We start from the raw sequence: 17730 nt of genomic DNA on the forward strand, positions 1-17730 counted from the left end.
GCCTTAAAATGACCTGAGAAGCGCCTTGCCCCTACCCATTCTTTGATCTTCTGCGGCTATTTGATCGATTCAGCTGTAGTAAAATTACGCAAATTTTTTGTCTCTTGAGCATGAGGTTGTCGCAATGTCGGTTTCTAAAAAACCTATGGTACTGGTGATTCTGGATGGCTATGGCTACCGTGAAGATCAGCAGGATAACGCCATTTTCAACGCCAAAACCCCGGTCATGGATGCACTGTGGGCAAAACGTCCCCATACCCTGATTGATGCATCTGGCCTGGAAGTGGGTCTGCCGGATCGCCAGATGGGCAACTCCGAAGTCGGACACGTTAACCTGGGCGCGGGTCGTATCGTGTATCAGGACCTGACCCGTCTGGATGTTGAAATTAAAGAACGGACTTTCTTCTCCAACCCAACGCTGTCAGGTGCGGTTGATAAAGCCGTTGCCGCGGGCAAAGCAGTACACATCATGGGTCTGCTCTCTGCGGGCGGCGTTCATAGCCACGAAGATCACATCATGGCGATGGTAGAGCTGGCAGCAGAACGCGGTGCCGAGAAAATCTATCTGCACGCTTTCCTTGATGGCCGCGATACGCCACCACGCAGCGCTGAAGGTTCCCTGAAAGCCTTTGAAGACAAGTTTGCCGCACTGGGCAAAGGCCGTGTGGCCTCCATCATTGGTCGTTACTATGCGATGGACCGCGACAACCGTTGGGATCGCGTTGAACAAGCTTATGACCTGATGACCCTGGCAAAAGGCGAGTTCCAGTTTGCGACCGCCGTAGAAGGTCTGGAAGCGGCTTACGCCCGTGATGAAAACGACGAATTCGTGAAAGCGACGGTTATCCGTGCTGAAGGCCAGGCCGATGCCGCGATGGAAGACGGCGATGCGTTGATCTTCATGAACTTCCGTGCTGACCGTGCGCGTGAAATCACCCGTGCATTCGTGAACAGCGATTTCGACGGCTTCGCCCGCAAGAAAGTGGTGAAACTTGATTTCATCCAGTTGACCGAATACGCCGCAGATATCAAAGCACCTTGCGCTTACCCACCTGCTTCACTGGCAAACACCCTCGGTGAGTGGATGGCGAAAAACGATAAAACACAGCTGCGTATCTCTGAAACAGAGAAATACGCACACGTGACCTTCTTCTTTAACGGTGGTGTTGAAGAGCCGTTCAAAGGCGAAGACCGTATCCTGATCAACTCACCAAAAGTGGCGACCTACGACCTGCAACCAGAAATGAGCTCTGCCGAGCTGACTGAAAAACTGGTCGCGGCTATCGAAAGCGGTAAGTACGACACCATCATCTGTAACTATCCGAATGGCGATATGGTTGGCCATACTGGCGTGATGGAAGCCGCAATCAAAGCCGTTGAAGCGCTGGATCACTGCGTTGAACAGGTTGCAAAAGCGGTTGAATCCGTAGGTGGCCAGCTGCTGATCACCGCCGACCATGGTAACGCAGAACAGATGCGCGATCCGTCTACCGGCCAGGCTCACACTGCCCACACCAACCTGCCTGTTCCGCTGATCTATGTCGGTGATAAATCACTGAAAGCGGTGGAAGGCGGCAAGCTTTCCGACATCGCGCCAACCATGTTGACGCTGATGGGTATGGAAATCCCTAAAGAGATGACTGGCAAGCCGCTGTTCATCGTGGAATAATCGCTCCCCATGAGGGGAAAGGCGATTTTTTCAATCACATGGGTCGTGAAGCCGCTTCGGTTATCAGTCAGGGCCCTATTTTGCGCCAGCGCACTCAGCGCTGGCGTATTGCTGTGCGCAGCATCCGCCCATGCGGACGATCGCGACCAGTTGAAATCTATTCAGGCCGATATCGCCGCCAAAGAGCGCGCGGTACGCCAGCAGCAACAGCAGCGTTCATCACTCCTTGCCCAACTGAAGCAGCAGGAAGAAGCCATCTCCGCTGCCGCGCGCAAGCTACGTGAAACTCAAAACACCCTCGCGCAGCTGAATAAACAGATCGACGAAATGAATGCCTCGATTGCCAAACTGGAGCGCCAGCGCGCCAGCCAGGAACGCAATCTCGCGGCTCAGCTTGATGCCGCCTTCCGTCAGGGGGAACACACCGGTATTCAGCTGATTTTAAGCGGGGAAGAGACTCAGCGCGGCCAGCGTTTGCAGGCCTACTTCGGTTACCTGAACCAGGCCCGTCAGGAAACTATCGCCCAGCTGAAACAGACCCGCGAAGAAGTGACCTCGCAAAAAGCCGAGCTGGAAGAGAAACAGAGTCAGCAGCAAACGCTGCTCTACGATCAGCAGGCACAGCAGGCGAAGCTCGAACAGGCGCGTAATGAGCGTAAAAAAACCCTCTCTGGTCTTGAGTCGTCCATTCAGGAAGGCCAGAGCCAGCTGAGCGAAATGCGCGCCAACGAATCAAAACTGCGTAACAGCATTGCCCGTGCAGAAGCGGCCGCCAAAGCGCGCGCCGAGAGAGAAGCACGTGATGCGCAAGCCGTTCGCGACAAGCAACAAGAAGCGTCCCGCAAAGGGACAACCTACAAACCAACGGAAAGCGAACGCTCACTGATGTCGCGTACCGGCGGTCTGGGTGCGCCTCGCGGTCAGGCTTACTGGCCTGTTCGCGGCTCTATTCTGCATCGCTATGGCGAACAGTTGCAGGGTGAGCTACGTTGGAAAGGGATAGTTATCGGTGCGTCTGAAGGTAGCGAAGTCAAAGCGATTGCCGATGGCCGCGTGATCCTTGCCGACTGGTTGCAGGGTTACGGGCTTGTGGTGGTGGTCGAACACGGCAAAGGCGATATGAGCCTTTACGGCTACAATCAGAGCGCACTGGTCAGCGTCGGCACGCAGGTGCGCGCTGGCCAACCCATCGCCCTTGTGGGCAGCAGTGGCGGTCAGGGCCGCCCGTCACTCTATTTCGAAATTCGTCGCCAGGGTCAGGCGGTCAATCCACAGCCGTGGTTGGGAAGATAAGTTTTGCTTCAATTTCGTCGAATTGTTCTCTCCGTCGCCAGTGCACTGGTGCTGGCAACACCGGTATACGCAGGCAAACTCGCCATCGTGATTGATGACTTCGGTTATCGTCCGCAAACCGAAAACCAGGTCCTGGCAATGCCGTCAGCCATTTCCGTTGCCGTGCTGCCCAATGCGCCGCACGCGCGCGAAATGGCAACCAAAGCCCACAATAGCGGGCATCAGGTATTGATCCACCTGCCAATGGCGCCCATCAGCAAGCAACCGCTGGAAAAAGACACCCTACGCCCGGACATGAGCAGCGATGAAATCGATCGTATTATCCGCGATGCGTACAACAAAGTGCCGTATGCCGTGGGCCTCAATAACCATATGGGCAGCGCGATGACATCCAGCCTGTACGGGATGCTCAAGGTGATGCAGTCGCTGGAGCGCTATAACCTCTACTTCCTCGACAGCATGACCATTGGCAACAGTCAGGCCATGCGCGCCGCACAGGGAACTGGCGTAAAGGTGATTAAGCGCAAAGTGTTCCTGGATGACACCCAAAACGAAGCGGATATTCGCGTGCAGTTTAATCGCGCGGTGCAGCTGGCGCGTCGCAACGGCTCGGCAATTGCCATCGGCCACCCGCATCCGTCTACCGTGCGCGTCCTGCAACAGATGCTGCCGACGTTGCCTTCCGATATCACGCTGGTGCGCCCGAGCGACCTGCTGAATGAACCGCAGTCTGATACGTCGACACCGAATCTTTCACAACCTGCCAAGCCATCTGCGCCGCGCAATCCGTTCCGCGGCGTGAAGAGCTGCAAACCGAAACAGCCGCCAGCGCCGGTCTACGCGACCCGCTTCTTCACGGTGATTGGCGAAAGCATTGGTGAAAGCACGCTGGTGAAATACGTTCAGCAGCAATGGCAGGGATGGGGTAAGAAATCCTGATAACAAAAAGCCACCTGTGAAGGTGGCTTTTTTGTCATTACAGACGGAAGGTATCGTCGAGGATCTGGCTGTACAGCGTCGGCTTCCCGTTATCCACCGTACGATACTGTTCCTTGTGGGAGAGTTTATAGATGCCCACAGGATCGCGATTCAGGGTATCAATCGCCGCCGCATCAGGTGCAGCAGAGATAAACTGGCGAATCAAAAAGCGATTATTTCCCGTCACTGGCTGCGCATTCATGATCTCGCGAAACTGAGGATAACGTTCGCGGGCATACAAGAAGCTGTAATCAATTAAGAAATATTCGATCAGGGTATCGTGATGTTGCCAGTAGCGATAAAGGATATCCCTAACCAGTTTCACCAGCGTATTGCCCTTTTGCGAGGCAAGAAAATAGGCCGTCCAGAATCCCTGGCTTGTTGCATTTTCACCCGCGTCGAAACGCAGCGATGAGAAGCTATTTTCATAGAAGGATTCAGGCACGGCTTTCGTCATCAAGACGGTGGCATCCATCCAGATCCCGCCGTACTGATACAGCAATGAGCAGCGAACAATATCGGAATATTGCGCTTTGCTGATAAGCCCGGCCTGATACTTGGTTTTAATGTGGTCCGGTAACGAGAGATAGTCAGGAATATTGTCATCCGTCAGGATGACAACCTGAGCGTCAGGCGTATTACGTTGTACGGATTCGATACAACGTTTAACCAACTCTGGCGCGCTCTCCAGCCCCTGAAACCAGCAGATCCAGATGATGCGCGACTGGGCAGGTTCAGTGTTGCTGGCGGATTCAGGCTGAATTTTTAGCGCATCAATCACGCCAAACAGCGTCTCTTTTTTCTTCTGCTCAAAATGCTCAGCCGCACGCTGGAAAAGAGATAAACCGGTTTTTTTGTGCCAGCGCCGGGTTTTCTTGATGAGCTTATTCGTTACATTAAGATTCATCATTTCACCTTATTAATATCAGAATAGCTCTTTTAATGTACGGCGCAGCAGTTTCATTCTCAGCTTGGCATCTTTTTTACGCCCGCGTAATAAACAGTTCATACGCGAAGATTTAAAACCACGGAATGACATCAACTGGAACAGGTTGTTGCTTTTGGTTTCTTCGGACATGTGCTCACGGTATTTAAAATAGAGCTTGCGGTAAGCATTATATTTTTTAATTTGCGATGTAATGCGGTTACTACCGTGCTCAGCATCCACCATAGCGGTGCTAAAGCTGTATTTAATACCGGGACCATATTTCAGGATTAATTTAATCCAGACATCACGGTCCTGCTGTTGTTTAATCTCAGGGGAAAAACCACCCACGCCTGACAGTTTCTCTTTCGTTGTCAGCACCTGATTGCCCACCACGTTTTCGCAGAGGATATCCTGTAAGCCAATTATTCTTTTATCGTTGGTATCAGGGTAAGTGCGGTGAGTTTTATCCAGGCGGGCTGGAGTATCTGTGACAAAGGCATAGTTTTCATCGTAGCGCGAAACTAGCTTTGCCAAACGCTCAGGGAGGAAATAGTCGTCGTCATCCAGACCGGTGACAAACACACCGTGCGAGAGTGCGTAACCCCGGTTGCGGCTGAAGTTAGAGCCGCTGTTCTTCTCGTTACGCTCATAAGTGAAATGCACAAAACGCGCTTCACATTCTGACCGTATACGTTCAATAAGTTGCGCCGTTTTTTCGTTCGAACGGTCATCAACAATAATCAATTCTACAGCAGGGTAAGTCTGAGCAATTACTGAGCGAATGGCGCGTTCCAGCAAATCCTCTCTGTTGTAGGTGGTGATGATTACTGAAATCAGTTCGTTCATAGCGTGCTCGTCTGTTAAATGACATTTTTCCACCGGGAGAATACCTTTTTCCCGGTGGAGAATCAAAACGATTACTTTATGACATCCCGGTGCTTGTTTTGCTCCAGGAAAACAACCGACATTATAAGCGTCAGCATCCAGGCAACTGGCGTTGTTTTAGAATAGAACATCACACCGCTTAAACCGAACATAATCATTGACGCTAAGAAAGCGCAAAGAATAACGCTGTTCAGCTTCCGTAATGCATACCACGCAAGCGATATTACAAACAGAATATAAAGTATTAAACCTGATGGGCCTTTTAAAGAAAGTGTCTCAACCACTTCATTATGCAAGTGACCGCGCATATGTTCTAACGCACCTGCCAGGCTAGGATCTTTTTTCACGACGTCAGTAATTTTGGCATTACGCACATCAGTGGATTGCCAGAAATAGTTATCTTCTGCCGCAATTAAACCGGTTTTCCACATGGCAAAACGCGCCCCAACGGACGTGGTGCTGTTGTCTTTATCATAGGCAACAATGTCGTGGTTTAAATCGTTATAACGCTGGATCAGGCTGTGTTTCATCATAAACATGCCCGCAAGCAACGCGACCAGAAGCACACCAACCCCTTTCCACGGAATATGCCTTTCTTTGTAGAACTTCACCACCAGCAGGCCGAAGAAGATGATGGGATACGCCAGAATAGCGGCACGTGTTTCTGTAGAAACCAGAATCAGGAAGGTAATAAAGAAGTGTCCAAGGATACCCAATTCTTTCCAGCGGGAAGCGCTGTGCTGCATTACAAGGATGGTATAGAAGGAGATAAAGGCGATGGTATACGCTGCACCCGTCGCGTTGGTACCGCCCTTGAGCGCAAGTGTTACCCTTTGACTATCAAGGAAAAAGTGTTGGTAGCTTGCATAAACAATAATCATCACCTGAAGCAGAACAGCCAGCAACACATGAACTTTATTGCTACCGATTTTGAGCTGGCTTCGGTTTGCAAACACAAACAGCGAAAACGCGCCAAATAAGCAAATTTTACCCACTTCCAGGTACGCGCGGTAAGAGTTAATCGCAGGGCTACTTTCTACCTTAAACATGCGATACCAGACGAGGTCGCAAATACCAATGGCAAGCAGCACCATGCACAGCCCAAATGCATCATGCTTTTTAAAGTTTTTAATATCCAGTAAAAATGCAACCAGAGCCACGATTCCGGCAACACTAAATACTTTTATCGAGAAATTGGGTGAAACAATAACGCACCCAAACGCAACAGCACATAGCCCAAATAATAACTGTAATAAATAATATTGGGTCTTATCTAATGTTAAGTTACTCATCATAATTCCACTTACTGAAAGTAAAAAACAGGCTAGCACATCCCGTTACGCTTGTTGATCGTACCTGTGTTAACGAATATTGCGCCATTCATACGACTTACCGGTCGTATCCAGCACTGTCACATTCTTATCGTAACTGGCAAGCCAGGACTGTACTGACTGCACAGGTTCACCCTGACGATGAATGCCTAACCACAACTCCGCGAGCGTGTTTACATCGTCAGCCGACCAGGGCTTATTATAGTCGCCGATGAATTTATTTTTAGGATCAACCTGTTGCCCATACCAGATAAACATCGGGATATGTAGGGCTTCTCTCGGAGGGTTGACGTTGCCGTGAGAGTAAACCACCGAACGCTGTGGATCACGAATCAGACCGTGATCGGAAAAATACATCACTGATGAACGCGAGTTTTCCAGAGTACGGAAGACATCACCCATCAGCGTATCGGTGTAACGCACCGAGTTATCGTAACAATCATCGGCTTCGCTGCCGCCATGCAGAACAGCCTGGCTTGCAGGGAAGCGTCGACAGGCGGGCTCGTGGCTACCGTACAGGTGCAGGACAATGATTTTTTTGCCCGGTTTTTTCAGCGCCTCATTCAGTAACGGCAGCAGGTCTTCATCATAGCCCCCTTCTACCCACTGATGCTCCTTCGTGTTCAGGGCAATACCGGTAATGACATTATTATGCGCACCGCCCTTGCCCTGGCGGCTAAACCAGTAGGTGTCATATCCCGCTTTATTGGCGATATTAATGACATTATCGCTGTATTTATGCGGGTCGCGCTTGCTCACAGTATCGGCTGTCATTGCTAATGGCACGGCCATAATGGTGACAGGCGCGGGGGTCACGGCATTGCGGAACAATAAAAGCTGCGATTTTTGTTTCTCCAGCTCTGGTGTGGTATCCCGTTGATAACCATAGATACCCATGTTTGCCGTGCGCTCTGACTCACCAATGATCAGCACATAGTTTTCAATCCCGGTGTCCGACAGCGTGAGTTTATAATCGGGAATGTTATTGCCGATATTGGCGACCACCGCGTTATCTTCTATCGCCTGCATAAACACTTTTGCAGTGCTGACCGGTGTGGCCTGCACGACGCGCTGCGCCATGCTTTCGACATTACTTCTTCTGAGCTGATGCTGCCAGGCCTGACCAATAAAGGCTGCGAGCGTTAATGCCAGCACAATGCCCGGCCAGCGACGAAAACGCGGTGCAACGGGCCATCCACCGGTGTTGGCGGTATAGATAAACAGCGCGGAAAAAGCCACAAAGAGAATGCATTCACGCCAGTACAGCCCGAGCATCGAACTGGCTTCACCCGGTGTGGTATTTAATACGCTGAGCGCAAATCCGTAGCTAAATGCTGAATTGAAGTTATTCCACGCATATAACTGAAGCGTAAGATCAGCCGCGACCGGAATTAATAAAATCACCGCCAGTACGTTTTTAATAAATTTATTATTTATGCATTTTAACGTCAGTAATATCAGTACAAATACCAGCGTCCGGTTAATCACCGCATTATATTTAGCATTTATAATATTAACGCCAATGACTATTAGCAGGGAAATGACTACTGTTAAAAAAGCGGCAAGCCGTGAAGGAGTATCAACCAACTTTTGCGAAAACAATGTGGACATAATGACCTGATTAGTCTGGCGAAATCTTTCCTGACGCAGTCATTATGACTGCAGGTATGAACGTGCGGAGAAGACTCGGTGGAGAAAAATTCGCCAGAAGTTAACAAGTAACCCCTGGAAAGTCAAACCGCTAAAAAGTAGTCAGGCACCCGTAAAAACGGGTGCCTGGAGGCAGGTTAATCCCAGCTCAGGATCACTTTCCCGGACTGGCCTGAACGCATCGCGTCAAAGCCCTGCTGGAACTCATCGATGGAGAAGCGATGAGTAATGATTGGCGACAGATCCAGGCCAGACTGGATCAATGCAGCCATCTTGTACCAGGTTTCGAACATCTCACGGCCATAGATGCCTTTGATGAACAGCCCCTTGAAGATGACTTTATTCCAGTCGATAGACATGTCTGACGGCGGAATACCCAGCATGGCAATACGGCCACCGTGGTTCATGGTATCCAGCATGGTACGGAACGCCGGTGGCGCGCCGGACATCTCCAGGCCCACGTCGAAGCCTTCGGTCATGCCCAGCTCGGCCATCACGTCGTTCAGGCTCTCTTTAGACACATCCACCGCACGGGTGACGCCCATTTTGCGAGCCAGCGACAGACGGTATTCATTCACGTCTGTGATAACAACATTACGCGCACCGACGTGTTTCGCCACAGCAGCGGCCATAATGCCGATTGGGCCAGCACCGGACACCAGCACGTCTTCACCCACCAGGTCGAACGACAGCGCCGTATGCACCGCGTTACCGAATGGGTCGAAGATAGATGCCAGATCGTCGGAAATATTGTCCGGGATTTTGAACGCGTTGAATGCCGGGATCACCAGGTATTCCGCGAAACAGCCAGGACGGTTCACACCCACACCCACGGTATTGCGGCACAGGTGCGTACGGCCACCGCGGCAGTTACGGCAGTGGCCGCAGGTGATGTGGCCTTCGCCAGACACGCGATCGCCAATTTTGAAGCCTTTCACTTCCTGGCCGATGCCAACCACTTCGCCGACATATTCGTGGCCCACCACCATGGGTACCGGAATGGTTTTCTGCGACCACTGGTCCCAGTTGTAGATATGGACGTCAGTACCGCAGATGGCGGTTTTACGGATTTTGATCAGCAGATCGTTATGACCGACTTCCGGCTCCGGCACGTCGGTCATCCAAATCCCTTCTTCTGCTTTCAGTTTGGATAACGCTTTCATCTCACGTCCTCAGGCAATCACGCCCAGTTGTTTGCCGATGCGGGTAAAGGATTCAACCGCACGTTCAATTTGTTCAGGCGAATGCGCCGCAGACATCTGGGTGCGAATACGCGCCTGACCTTTTGGCACCACCGGGAAGAAGAACCCGGTGACGTAAATCCCTTCTTTTTGCAGCTCACGGGCAAAGTTCTGCGCCACAACCGCATCGCCCAGCATTACCGGGATGATCGCGTGGTCAGCACCGGCCAGGGTAAAACCTGCGGCACTCATTTTTTCACGGAACAGACGGGCGTTTGACCACAGACGGTCACGCAGCTCCGCGCCTGATTCCACCATCTCCAGCACTTTGATGGAGGCAGAAACAATGGCTGGCGCCAGGGAGTTGGAGAATAGGTACGGACGGGAGCGCTGACGCAGCCACTCAACCACTTCTTTGCGTGCAGCGGTATAGCCGCCGGACGCGCCGCCCAGAGCTTTACCGAGCGTGCCGGTGATGATATCCACACGGCCCATCACGTCGCAGTATTCGTGTGAACCACGGCCGTTTTCGCCCACAAAGCCCACCGCGTGAGAGTCATCGACCATCACCAGCGCATCGTATTTGTCGGCCAGATCGCATACGCCTTTCAGGTTGGCAATCACGCCGTCCATGGAGAACACGCCGTCGGTGGCAATCAGAACATGACGAGCACCGGCTTCACGCGCCTCTTTCAGGCGTGCTTCCAGTTCAGCCATATCGTTGTTGGCATAGCGGAAACGCTTCGCTTTACACAGACGCACGCCATCGATGATGGAGGCGTGGTTCAGGGCATCAGAAATAATCGCATCTTCTGCGCCCAGCAGCGTTTCAAACAGGCCGCCGTTAGCATCGAAGCAAGAGGAGTACAGGATCGCGTCTTCCATTCCGAGGAAGCTCGCCAGTTTTTTCTCAAGCTGCTTGTGGCTGTCCTGCGTGCCGCAAATAAAGCGCACAGAGGCCATACCAAAACCGTGGGTGTCCATGCCGTTTTTCGCAGCGGCAATCAGCTCAGGGTGATTCGCAAGACCTAAATAGTTGTTCGCACAAAAGTTGATCACATGGCTGCCATCGGCGACGGTGATATCCGCCTGCTGCGCAGAAGTGATGATACGTTCTTCTTTGAACAACCCTTCCGCGCGTGCGGTGTCCAGGTCGCTGTTTAACTGTTTGTAAAAATCACCACGCATTGCAATTCTCCAGACTCGGCAAATTTCGGCACATATTACCCAAACCTATACTTCATGACGAGATGACACATTATCTCTTGTCGTTTTTGTAGCATAAATCACGTGTACCCTTGCGCTATGTCGGTGAATGGCTGAAGGGCAGCCATACTAATGATATGATAGGTACATTAGCGTCCGGGATTGTCCCCGGACTCCACACTTCAAAGGTTACAGTTATGATCATCGTTACCGGCGGCGCGGGCTTTATCGGCAGCAACATTGTTAAGGCTCTCAATGACAAAGGCATCACCGACATCCTGGTGGTGGACAACCTGAAAGACGGCACCAAATTTGTAAACCTGGTGGATCTGAACATTGCTGACTACATGGATAAAGAAGACTTCCTTATTCAGATTATGGCAGGTGAAGAGTTCGGCGAAATCGAAGCTATCTTCCACGAAGGTGCGTGTTCTTCCACCACCGAGTGGGACGGCAAGTACATGATGGATAACAACTATCAGTACTCTAAAGAGATCCTGCACTACTGCCTGGAGCGTGAAATTCCGTTCCTGTATGCCTCTTCTGCGGCTACCTACGGCGGTCGTACGTCAAACTTCATCGAATCCCGCGAATATGAGCAGCCGCTGAACGTGTACGGCTACTCTAAGTTCCTGTTCGACGAATACGTGCGTCAGGTTCTGCCTGAAGCGAATTCCCAGATCGTGGGCTTCCGCTACTTCAACGTGTACGGGCCGCGCGAAGGGCACAAAGGCAGCATGGCGAGCGTGGCGTTCCACCTGAACACCCAGCTGAATAATGGCGAAAGTCCGAAACTGTTCGAAGGCAGCGATAGCTTCAAGCGTGACTTCGTGTATGTGGGCGACGTTGCGGCGGTGAACCTGTGGTTCTGGGAAAACGGCGTGTCCGGCATCTTCAACCTGGGTACCGGCCGTGCGGAATCCTTCCAGGCAGTGGCAGATGCAGCGCTGGCGTACCACAAAAAAGGCAGCATTGAGTACATTCCGTTCCCGGAAAAACTGAAAGGCCGCTACCAGGCATTCACTCAGGCTGACATGACCAACCTGCGTGCCGCGGGCTACGACAAGCCGTTCAAGACCGTTGCCGAAGGCGTAACGGAATATATGGCCTGGCTGAACCGCGACAGCGATGCAAATTCACAAAATCATTCGAGCGGTATCAAGGCGGCAACTAAGTGAATCTCCGGGAGCTTACAAAAGTAAGTGACCGGAGTGAACGCAGGCAGCCAACGCAGAGACAGCTTGAAGGATGAAGTGAATGAAAATACTGGTGGTCGGCCCGTCCTGGGTGGGCGACATGATGATGTCGCAAAGTCTCTATCGCACGCTCAAGGCGCGCTATCCCCAGGCGATAATCGACGTGATGGCACCTGCATGGTGCCGTCCGCTGTTGTCGCGGATGCCTGAAGTTAACGACGCTATCCCGATGCCGCTCGGCCACGGGGCGCTGGAAATCGGCGAACGCCGCAAGCTCGGCCACAGTCTGCGCGAAAAGCGCTACGACCGCGCTTACGTGCTGCCCAACTCATTTAAATCCGCTTTAGTGCCCTTCTTTGCTGGCGTGCCTCATCGCACCGGCTGGCGCGGTGAAATGCGTTACGGGTTGCTGAACGACGCCCGCGTGCTGGATAAAGCGGCCTGGCCGCTGATGGTAGAGCGCTATGTGGCGCTGGCCTACGACAAAGGCGTGATGCGCAGTGCGAAAGATCTGCCGCAACCGCTGTTGTGGCCGCAGTTGCAGGTTAACGATGGCGAAAAATCCCAGACCTGCAATACGTTTGGTATTTCTGACGAACGCCCGATGATCGGTTTCTGCCCTGGCGCAGAGTTCGGCCCGGCAAAACGCTGGCCGCACTATCACTACGCCGAACTGGCAAAACAGCTTATCGACGAAGGCAACCAGATTGTCCTGTTCGGCTCGGCGAAAGATCACGAAGCGGGCAATGAAATCCTTGCCACGCTGAGCACAGAACAACAGGCCTGGTGCCGCAACCTGGCCGGGGAAACGCAGCTGGAGCAAGCGGTTATTCTGATTGCCGCCTGTAAAGCCGTGGTCACCAACGACTCTGGCCTGATGCACGTTGCAGCTGCCCTTAACCGCCCGCTGGTTGCCCTGTATGGCCCAAGTAGCCCGGACTTCACCCCGCCGCTGTCACACAAAGCGCGCGTTATTCGCCTGATCACTGGCTACCACAAAGTGCGTAAAGGCGATGCGGCGCAAGGCTATCATCAGAGCCTGATCGACATTACGCCAGAGCGCGTGCTCGAAGAACTTAACGAACTGCTGTTGAGCGAAGAAGGATAACGAATGCGGGTATTGATCGTTAAAACCTCTTCTATGGGTGATGTTCTGCATACGCTGCCGTCCCTGACGGACGCGATGCAGGCCATTCCCGGCATTCGTTTTGACTGGGTGGTGGAAGAAGGCTTCGCGCAGATCCCCACCTGGCATGAAGCGGTCGACCGCGTGATCCCGGTGGCTATCCGCCGCTGGCGTAAGGCGTGGTTCTCAGCGCCGATTAAAGCCGAACGAAAAGCGTTTCGCGATGCGGTACAGGCTCAGCATTATGATGCCATCATCGATGCGCAAGGGCTGGTCAAAAGCGCCGCGCTGGTGACGCGACTGGCGCACGGCGTAAAGCACGGCATGGACTGGCAAAGCGCTCGCGAACCGTTGGCAAGCCTGTTCTATAACCGTCGCCATCATATTGCAAAGCAGCAGCACGCGGTGGAACGCACCCGCGAGCTGTTCGCCAAAAGCCTGGGTTATGCCAAACCTGAAACGCAGGGAGATTACGCCATTTCACAGCATTTCCTGCATAATTCACAGCAAATTAGCGCGTCTTATCTGATTTTCCTCCATGCCACCACCCGGGATGATAAACACTGGCCGGAAACCCACTGGCGTGAGCTGATTGGTTTACTGGGCAACGCAGGTTTGCGCATCAAACTGCCGTGGGGTGCCCCGCATGAAGAAGCACGCGCCAAACGCCTGGCGGAAGGGTTTGATTACGTGGACGTCTTGCCACGCATGAAGCTCGACGGCGTGGCGCAAGAGCTGGCGGGCGCGACGGCAGTGGTATCGGTAGATACCGGCCTGAGCCACCTGACGGCCGCGCTGGATAGACCTAATATTACGCTTTACGGCCCAACGGACCCGGGCCTTATCGGCGGCTACGGAAAAAATCAATATATCTGCCGCCCGGAACATTCATCGCAGCTGAGCGACCTCAGCGCCGCTGCGGTATTTGCGCAATTAGAGCCTTTGCTGGCAGCAGAGAGAGCCTATGTCTGATTTTTTCTCAGCGGAGCGCCCACCAAAGCGCGTGCTGATCATTAAGCTGCGTCACCACGGTGACGTGCTGCTTACCTCGCCGGTCTTTACCGTGCTGAAAAAGAACTGGCCGAACGTTGAAGTCGATGCGCTGGTCTACGACGACACGCAGGCGATGCTGACCAGCCACCCGCATATCGATCAGGTGCATACCATTGGTCGCAACTGGCGCAAAAAGGGTTGGTTCGAGCAATTCCGTCTGTATCGCGCTCTGGTCAATACGCTGAAAGGGCGCCAGTACGATGTGCTGATTAATCTGACCGAACACTGGCACGGCGCGCGCCTGGCGCGTCGGCTGAAGCCGCGTGTCTCCGTTGGCTTTAAGCCAGATAAACGCGGTGGGCTGGCTCGTCGGCGCTGGGTGAAATCCTTCACCACGCTCTACCCGGCGATTCAGGACAACAGCCGTCATATGGTGGAAGTGAACCTGGACGCGCTGCGCCGGATTGGTATTCATCCGCAGTCTGATGAAGACAAACATACCCTGTTTGTACCAGGTGACGCGGCAGAAACCTCTGTTGCAGAGAAACTGGCCGGTTTTGGTCTACAGAGTAAATCCTACATTCTGGTGCACCCGACGTCGCGCTGGATGTTTAAAGCCTGGGATATCAAAAAGCTGGCGGCGACAATCGATAACCTGGCGGCTCGTGGTCTGCCGATTATCCTCTCTGCTGCGCCGTCAAAAGAAGAAACCGCGTATATGGATGAGCTGCGTGCTGCGCTTACCCAGCCGGTGTTTGATTTAAGCGGTCAGCTGAACCTGAAAGAGCTGGGCGCGCTGATGAAGCACGCGCGAATTTACTTCGGCGTTGACTCCATGCCAATGCACCTCGCCAGTGCCGTGGGGACCCCGACCGTGGCTATCTTTGGCCCAACCGGGGCAATCAAGTGGGCACCGTGGGGTGTGAATTATCGCGTGATCACTGCCGGGTTTACCTGCCAGCCTTGCGGCAAGGCGGGCTGCGGTGACGGTGGCGTTTCCGACTGCATCACCGCCATTACCCCGCAACAGGTGCTGAGCGCCATTGATACCCTGCTGCTGGAATATCCTGCATGAAGCTGGCTATCGTCCGACAGACCTACAACCCCAACGGCGGCGCGGAGCGTTTTGTGTCCCGCGCGCTGAACGTGCTGGCCCAGGACACGACTCTGGATGTCACGCTGATTGCCCGCCAGTGGGAAGATGCGTCAGGCTGGAAAACGCTTACGGTGAACCCGCCGTTCCGTAACCGTATTGCCCGTGAATCCGGGTTTGCGGTGGAAGCAGCCTCGCATTTTGCTCAGTTCGATATTGTGCAAAGCCACGAGCGTATTCCTGGGGCAACCATTTTCCGCGCAGGCGATGGCGTACATGCCACCTGGCTTGAGCAGTATGGCCGCATTTTATCGCCGCTGGCACGCTGGGCGCAGTCATTCAGCCGCTACCATCGCTATATTTTGCAGGCCGAAGCGCAGATGTTTACCCATCCGCAGCTGCGCACCGTTATCTGTAACTCGAAAATGGTGCGTGATGACATCGCCCGTCGTTTTGCCTTGTCGGATGACAAACTGACCGTGATCTACAACGGCGTGGATACGGCGCATTTCAGCCCGACAGTCCGCTCGTTGTCGCAACGCGCTGCGCTCGGCATCCCGGAAGATGCGCCAGTGCTGGCATATGTCGGGTCTGGTTTTAGCCGTAAAGGCGTGGCCACCGCGCTACGTGCCATTGTCCCGCATTCTGACGTCTGGCTGCTGGTTGCCGGTCGCGATAAACACGCGCGTAAATTTGAAAAGCTGGCACAGACGCTCGGCGTGGCGTTACGCGTGCGTTTCCTGGGGCCGGTGACGGATGTGCGTGAAGTTTACGGCACGGCGGATGCGCTGATCCTGCCTACACTCTACGATCCGTTCCCGAATGTCTGCGTGGAAGCGCTGGCCTGCGGTCTACCGCTGCTCACCAGCCACGGCTGCGGCGCGGCTGAGTGGATAACTGAAGGTCAAAACGGCTGGGTGCGCGACGCGCTCGACAGTGAAGGTTACCAGCAGGCTATCGCCCACTGGCTGCAAGGCCGTGCCCAGGATGTTGATTATTCAGCGGCTGCGCGCGCAACGGCTGAACCTTACACCCTGGACAGAATGGCAAAAGAGCTCCAGGCGCTTTACCGCGACCTGCTGCGCTGAGCCGCTTCAGAGAAAACTTTCTCCATCGCGTCCAGCATACATTCGCGAGTAAAGTGGGTGCTCAGGTAATCATAACCTTGCTGCGCCAGCTTCTCGCGAAGGTCTGCGTCGTCATACAGTTTTACGATGGCATCATGCAGCGCTTTTTCATCACGCTGAGCGACCAGAATCCCCGTCTGACCATCAATCACCGCATCCGCCGTCCCACCCGCATCGGTCGCGATGGTGGCAATGCGAGACGCCAGTGATTGCAGGACACCCTGGGGTACGCCTTCCATATCGTGTGAAGGACTCAGCGCAATATCAAACGCCGGGAACCAGCGCTCAGGATCGCTTTGATGCCCCGCCATCACCACACGCTGTTGTAATTCCAGCCCGACGATTTCCTGCTCCAGCGTGGCCTTGTGCGGCCCTTCCCCGACAATCGCCAGCTTGATGTGCGGATTATCGATTTGTGCCAGGGCGCGCAGCAGCACGCTGTGGCCTTTATTCGGACGCAGATGCGATACCACCCCCAGCCAGAAATCTTCCTGCGACAATCCGCAGTGCGTGCGGGCATCGTGTTTATCCGCCGGATGAAAACGCTGCGTATCCACACCGCTCGGCACGGATGTGCTCTGGGACATAGGTACGCCAATATTCGCCACCTGATGACGCAGCGCTTCACCGGTGGTGACGATATGGGCGCAGGCTTTACGGAACAGCCAGCGCGTCGTCCAGTTATTGCGCGGTACACCGGACGCATGTCGCGTGCGCACCAGCGGCACAGGGTTCGATAGCGTCAGGTTCGCCAGCGCAACCAGCCAGGTATCAGCAGAGTTATGGCTATTGATGACATCAATCGATTTACGGTTGTCACTCAGCCAGCGACGTAACAATTGCAGGTTTTTAAGGTTCTTACGTTTTAACGGCATGGTGACAACCGTTAACCCGGCGTTTTTCGCCATCGCGTGCAGCGGCGCGGTTTCCGGGCAAAGAATGGTCACCTGATGGCCACGCTGAATCATGCCTAACGATTCGTTAATAATGCGCAAAGGCTGCCCGCCTTTACCACCGTCTGCTTCAGTGTGAACAATATGCATACATTTCCTGTTATGAATCTCGCCAGCGTGA

General features: G+C 53.5%; 15 protein-coding genes. 8 read left to right on the plus strand and 7 right to left on the minus strand.

Features of this window, described 5'->3' with window-relative positions; genetic code table 11:
- Positions 1-124: 124 nt before the first annotated feature.
- The 3 genes from gpmM to F3J30_RS18325 are packed head-to-tail and all read left to right on the plus strand — an operon-like array spanning position 125 to position 3901.
- Complete coding sequence (gpmM, locus tag F3J30_RS18315) at positions 125-1669, plus strand: 2,3-bisphosphoglycerate-independent phosphoglycerate mutase (RefSeq protein WP_166718129.1); 1545 nt, start codon at positions 125-127, stop codon at positions 1667-1669.
- Between the two features lie 33 nt (positions 1670-1702).
- Positions 1703-2962 carry a murein hydrolase activator EnvC gene (envC, locus tag F3J30_RS18320; protein WP_245551580.1) on the plus strand — a complete coding sequence of 420 codons (1260 nt, stop codon included), beginning with the start codon at positions 1703-1705 and terminating at the stop codon, positions 2960-2962.
- A 3-nt stretch (positions 2963-2965) separates the two neighbouring features.
- On the plus strand, positions 2966-3901 hold the full coding sequence (locus tag F3J30_RS18325; protein WP_166718130.1) for a divergent polysaccharide deacetylase family protein: 936 nt from the start codon (positions 2966-2968) through the stop codon (positions 3899-3901).
- Positions 3902-3938: 37 nt separating this feature from the next.
- Here the strand turns inward: F3J30_RS18325 and F3J30_RS18330 are convergent, their stop codons facing one another.
- From F3J30_RS18330 to kbl, 6 genes are all read right to left on the minus strand, one after another.
- Positions 3939-4850 carry a capsular polysaccharide synthesis protein gene (locus tag F3J30_RS18330; RefSeq protein ID WP_247650638.1) on the minus strand — a complete coding sequence of 304 codons (912 nt, stop codon included), beginning with the start codon at positions 4848-4850 and terminating at the stop codon, positions 3939-3941.
- A 15-nt stretch (positions 4851-4865) separates the two neighbouring features.
- Positions 4866-5714 (minus strand): glycosyltransferase, encoded by an 849-nt coding sequence (locus tag F3J30_RS18335; RefSeq protein WP_166718131.1) that lies wholly within the window; start codon positions 5712-5714, stop codon positions 4866-4868.
- 71 nt (positions 5715-5785) lie between these two features.
- Positions 5786-7045 (minus strand): O-antigen ligase family protein, encoded by a 1260-nt coding sequence (locus tag F3J30_RS18340; RefSeq protein WP_166718234.1) that lies wholly within the window; start codon positions 7043-7045, stop codon positions 5786-5788.
- A 69-nt stretch (positions 7046-7114) separates the two neighbouring features.
- A complete protein-coding gene (locus F3J30_RS18345) occupies positions 7115-8695 on the minus strand; it encodes a phosphoethanolamine transferase (RefSeq protein ID WP_166718132.1) in 1581 nt (526 codons plus the stop codon).
- A gap of 176 nt (positions 8696-8871) precedes the next feature.
- Positions 8872-9897, minus strand: a complete 1026-nt coding sequence (gene tdh / locus F3J30_RS18350; protein ID WP_014068364.1) for an L-threonine 3-dehydrogenase — start codon at positions 9895-9897, stop codon at positions 8872-8874.
- 9 nt (positions 9898-9906) lie between these two features.
- Complete coding sequence (gene kbl, locus F3J30_RS18355) at positions 9907-11103, minus strand: glycine C-acetyltransferase (protein ID WP_166718133.1); 1197 nt, start codon at positions 11101-11103, stop codon at positions 9907-9909.
- A 215-nt stretch (positions 11104-11318) separates the two neighbouring features.
- Between kbl and rfaD the strand changes: the two genes are divergently transcribed.
- The 5 genes from rfaD (at position 11319) to F3J30_RS18380 (ending at position 16617) form a co-directional block, all read left to right on the plus strand.
- Positions 11319-12299 (plus strand): ADP-glyceromanno-heptose 6-epimerase, encoded by a 981-nt coding sequence (gene rfaD, locus F3J30_RS18360; RefSeq protein WP_166718134.1) that lies wholly within the window; start codon positions 11319-11321, stop codon positions 12297-12299.
- 79 nt (positions 12300-12378) lie between these two features.
- Positions 12379-13425 carry an ADP-heptose--LPS heptosyltransferase RfaF gene (gene rfaF, locus F3J30_RS18365; RefSeq protein ID WP_166718135.1) on the plus strand — a complete coding sequence of 349 codons (1047 nt, stop codon included), beginning with the start codon at positions 12379-12381 and terminating at the stop codon, positions 13423-13425.
- Positions 13426-13428: 3 nt separating this feature from the next.
- Complete coding sequence (gene rfaC, locus F3J30_RS18370) at positions 13429-14415, plus strand: lipopolysaccharide heptosyltransferase RfaC (protein ID WP_166718136.1); 987 nt, start codon at positions 13429-13431, stop codon at positions 14413-14415.
- Positions 14408-15511, plus strand: a complete 1104-nt coding sequence (gene rfaQ / locus F3J30_RS18375; protein ID WP_014068359.1) for a putative lipopolysaccharide heptosyltransferase III — start codon at positions 14408-14410, stop codon at positions 15509-15511. Before rfaC ends, rfaQ begins: the two co-directional genes overlap by 8 nt.
- On the plus strand, positions 15508-16617 hold the full coding sequence (locus F3J30_RS18380; protein ID WP_166718137.1) for a glycosyltransferase family 4 protein: 1110 nt from the start codon (positions 15508-15510) through the stop codon (positions 16615-16617). The genes rfaQ and F3J30_RS18380 overlap by 4 nt, the downstream gene beginning before the upstream one ends.
- Here the strand turns inward: F3J30_RS18380 and F3J30_RS18385 are convergent.
- Positions 16596-17699 carry a glycosyltransferase family 4 protein gene (locus tag F3J30_RS18385; protein WP_166718138.1) on the minus strand — a complete coding sequence of 368 codons (1104 nt, stop codon included), beginning with the start codon at positions 17697-17699 and terminating at the stop codon, positions 16596-16598. The genes F3J30_RS18380 and F3J30_RS18385 overlap by 22 nt on opposite strands.
- Positions 17700-17730: the final 31 nt, after the last annotated feature.

It is taken from the genome of Enterobacter sp. Tr-810, from assembly GCF_011752765.1.
GTDB classification, from domain to species: domain Bacteria; phylum Pseudomonadota; class Gammaproteobacteria; order Enterobacterales; family Enterobacteriaceae; genus Enterobacter; species Enterobacter soli.

Bases quoted from the DNA above. Each gene is read 5' to 3' on its own strand.
- gpmM (WP_166718129.1), top strand. From the start codon at position 125: ATGTCGGTTTCTAAAAAACCTATGGTACTGGTGATTCTGGATGGCTAT.
- tdh (WP_014068364.1), bottom strand. From the start codon at position 9,897: ATGAAAGCGTTATCCAAACTGAAAGCAGAAGAAGGGATTTGGATGACC.
- kbl (WP_166718133.1), bottom strand. From the start codon at position 11,103: ATGCGTGGTGATTTTTACAAACAGTTAAACAGCGACCTGGACACCGCA.
- rfaF (WP_166718135.1), top strand. From the start codon at position 12,379: ATGAAAATACTGGTGGTCGGCCCGTCCTGGGTGGGCGACATGATGATG.
- F3J30_RS18330 (WP_247650638.1), bottom strand. From the start codon at position 4,850: ATGATGAATCTTAATGTAACGAATAAGCTCATCAAGAAAACCCGGCGC.
- F3J30_RS18380 (WP_166718137.1), top strand. From the start codon at position 15,508: ATGAAGCTGGCTATCGTCCGACAGACCTACAACCCCAACGGCGGCGCG.
- F3J30_RS18345 (WP_166718132.1), bottom strand. From the start codon at position 8,695: ATGTCCACATTGTTTTCGCAAAAGTTGGTTGATACTCCTTCACGGCTT.
- F3J30_RS18335 (WP_166718131.1), bottom strand. From the start codon at position 5,714: ATGAACGAACTGATTTCAGTAATCATCACCACCTACAACAGAGAGGAT.
- F3J30_RS18385 (WP_166718138.1), bottom strand. From the start codon at position 17,699: ATGCATATTGTTCACACTGAAGCAGACGGTGGTAAAGGCGGGCAGCCT.
- rfaD (WP_166718134.1), top strand. From the start codon at position 11,319: ATGATCATCGTTACCGGCGGCGCGGGCTTTATCGGCAGCAACATTGTT.
- F3J30_RS18340 (WP_166718234.1), bottom strand. From the start codon at position 7,045: ATGAGTAACTTAACATTAGATAAGACCCAATATTATTTATTACAGTTA.
- rfaQ (WP_014068359.1), top strand. From the start codon at position 14,408: ATGTCTGATTTTTTCTCAGCGGAGCGCCCACCAAAGCGCGTGCTGATC.
- rfaC (WP_166718136.1), top strand. From the start codon at position 13,429: ATGCGGGTATTGATCGTTAAAACCTCTTCTATGGGTGATGTTCTGCAT.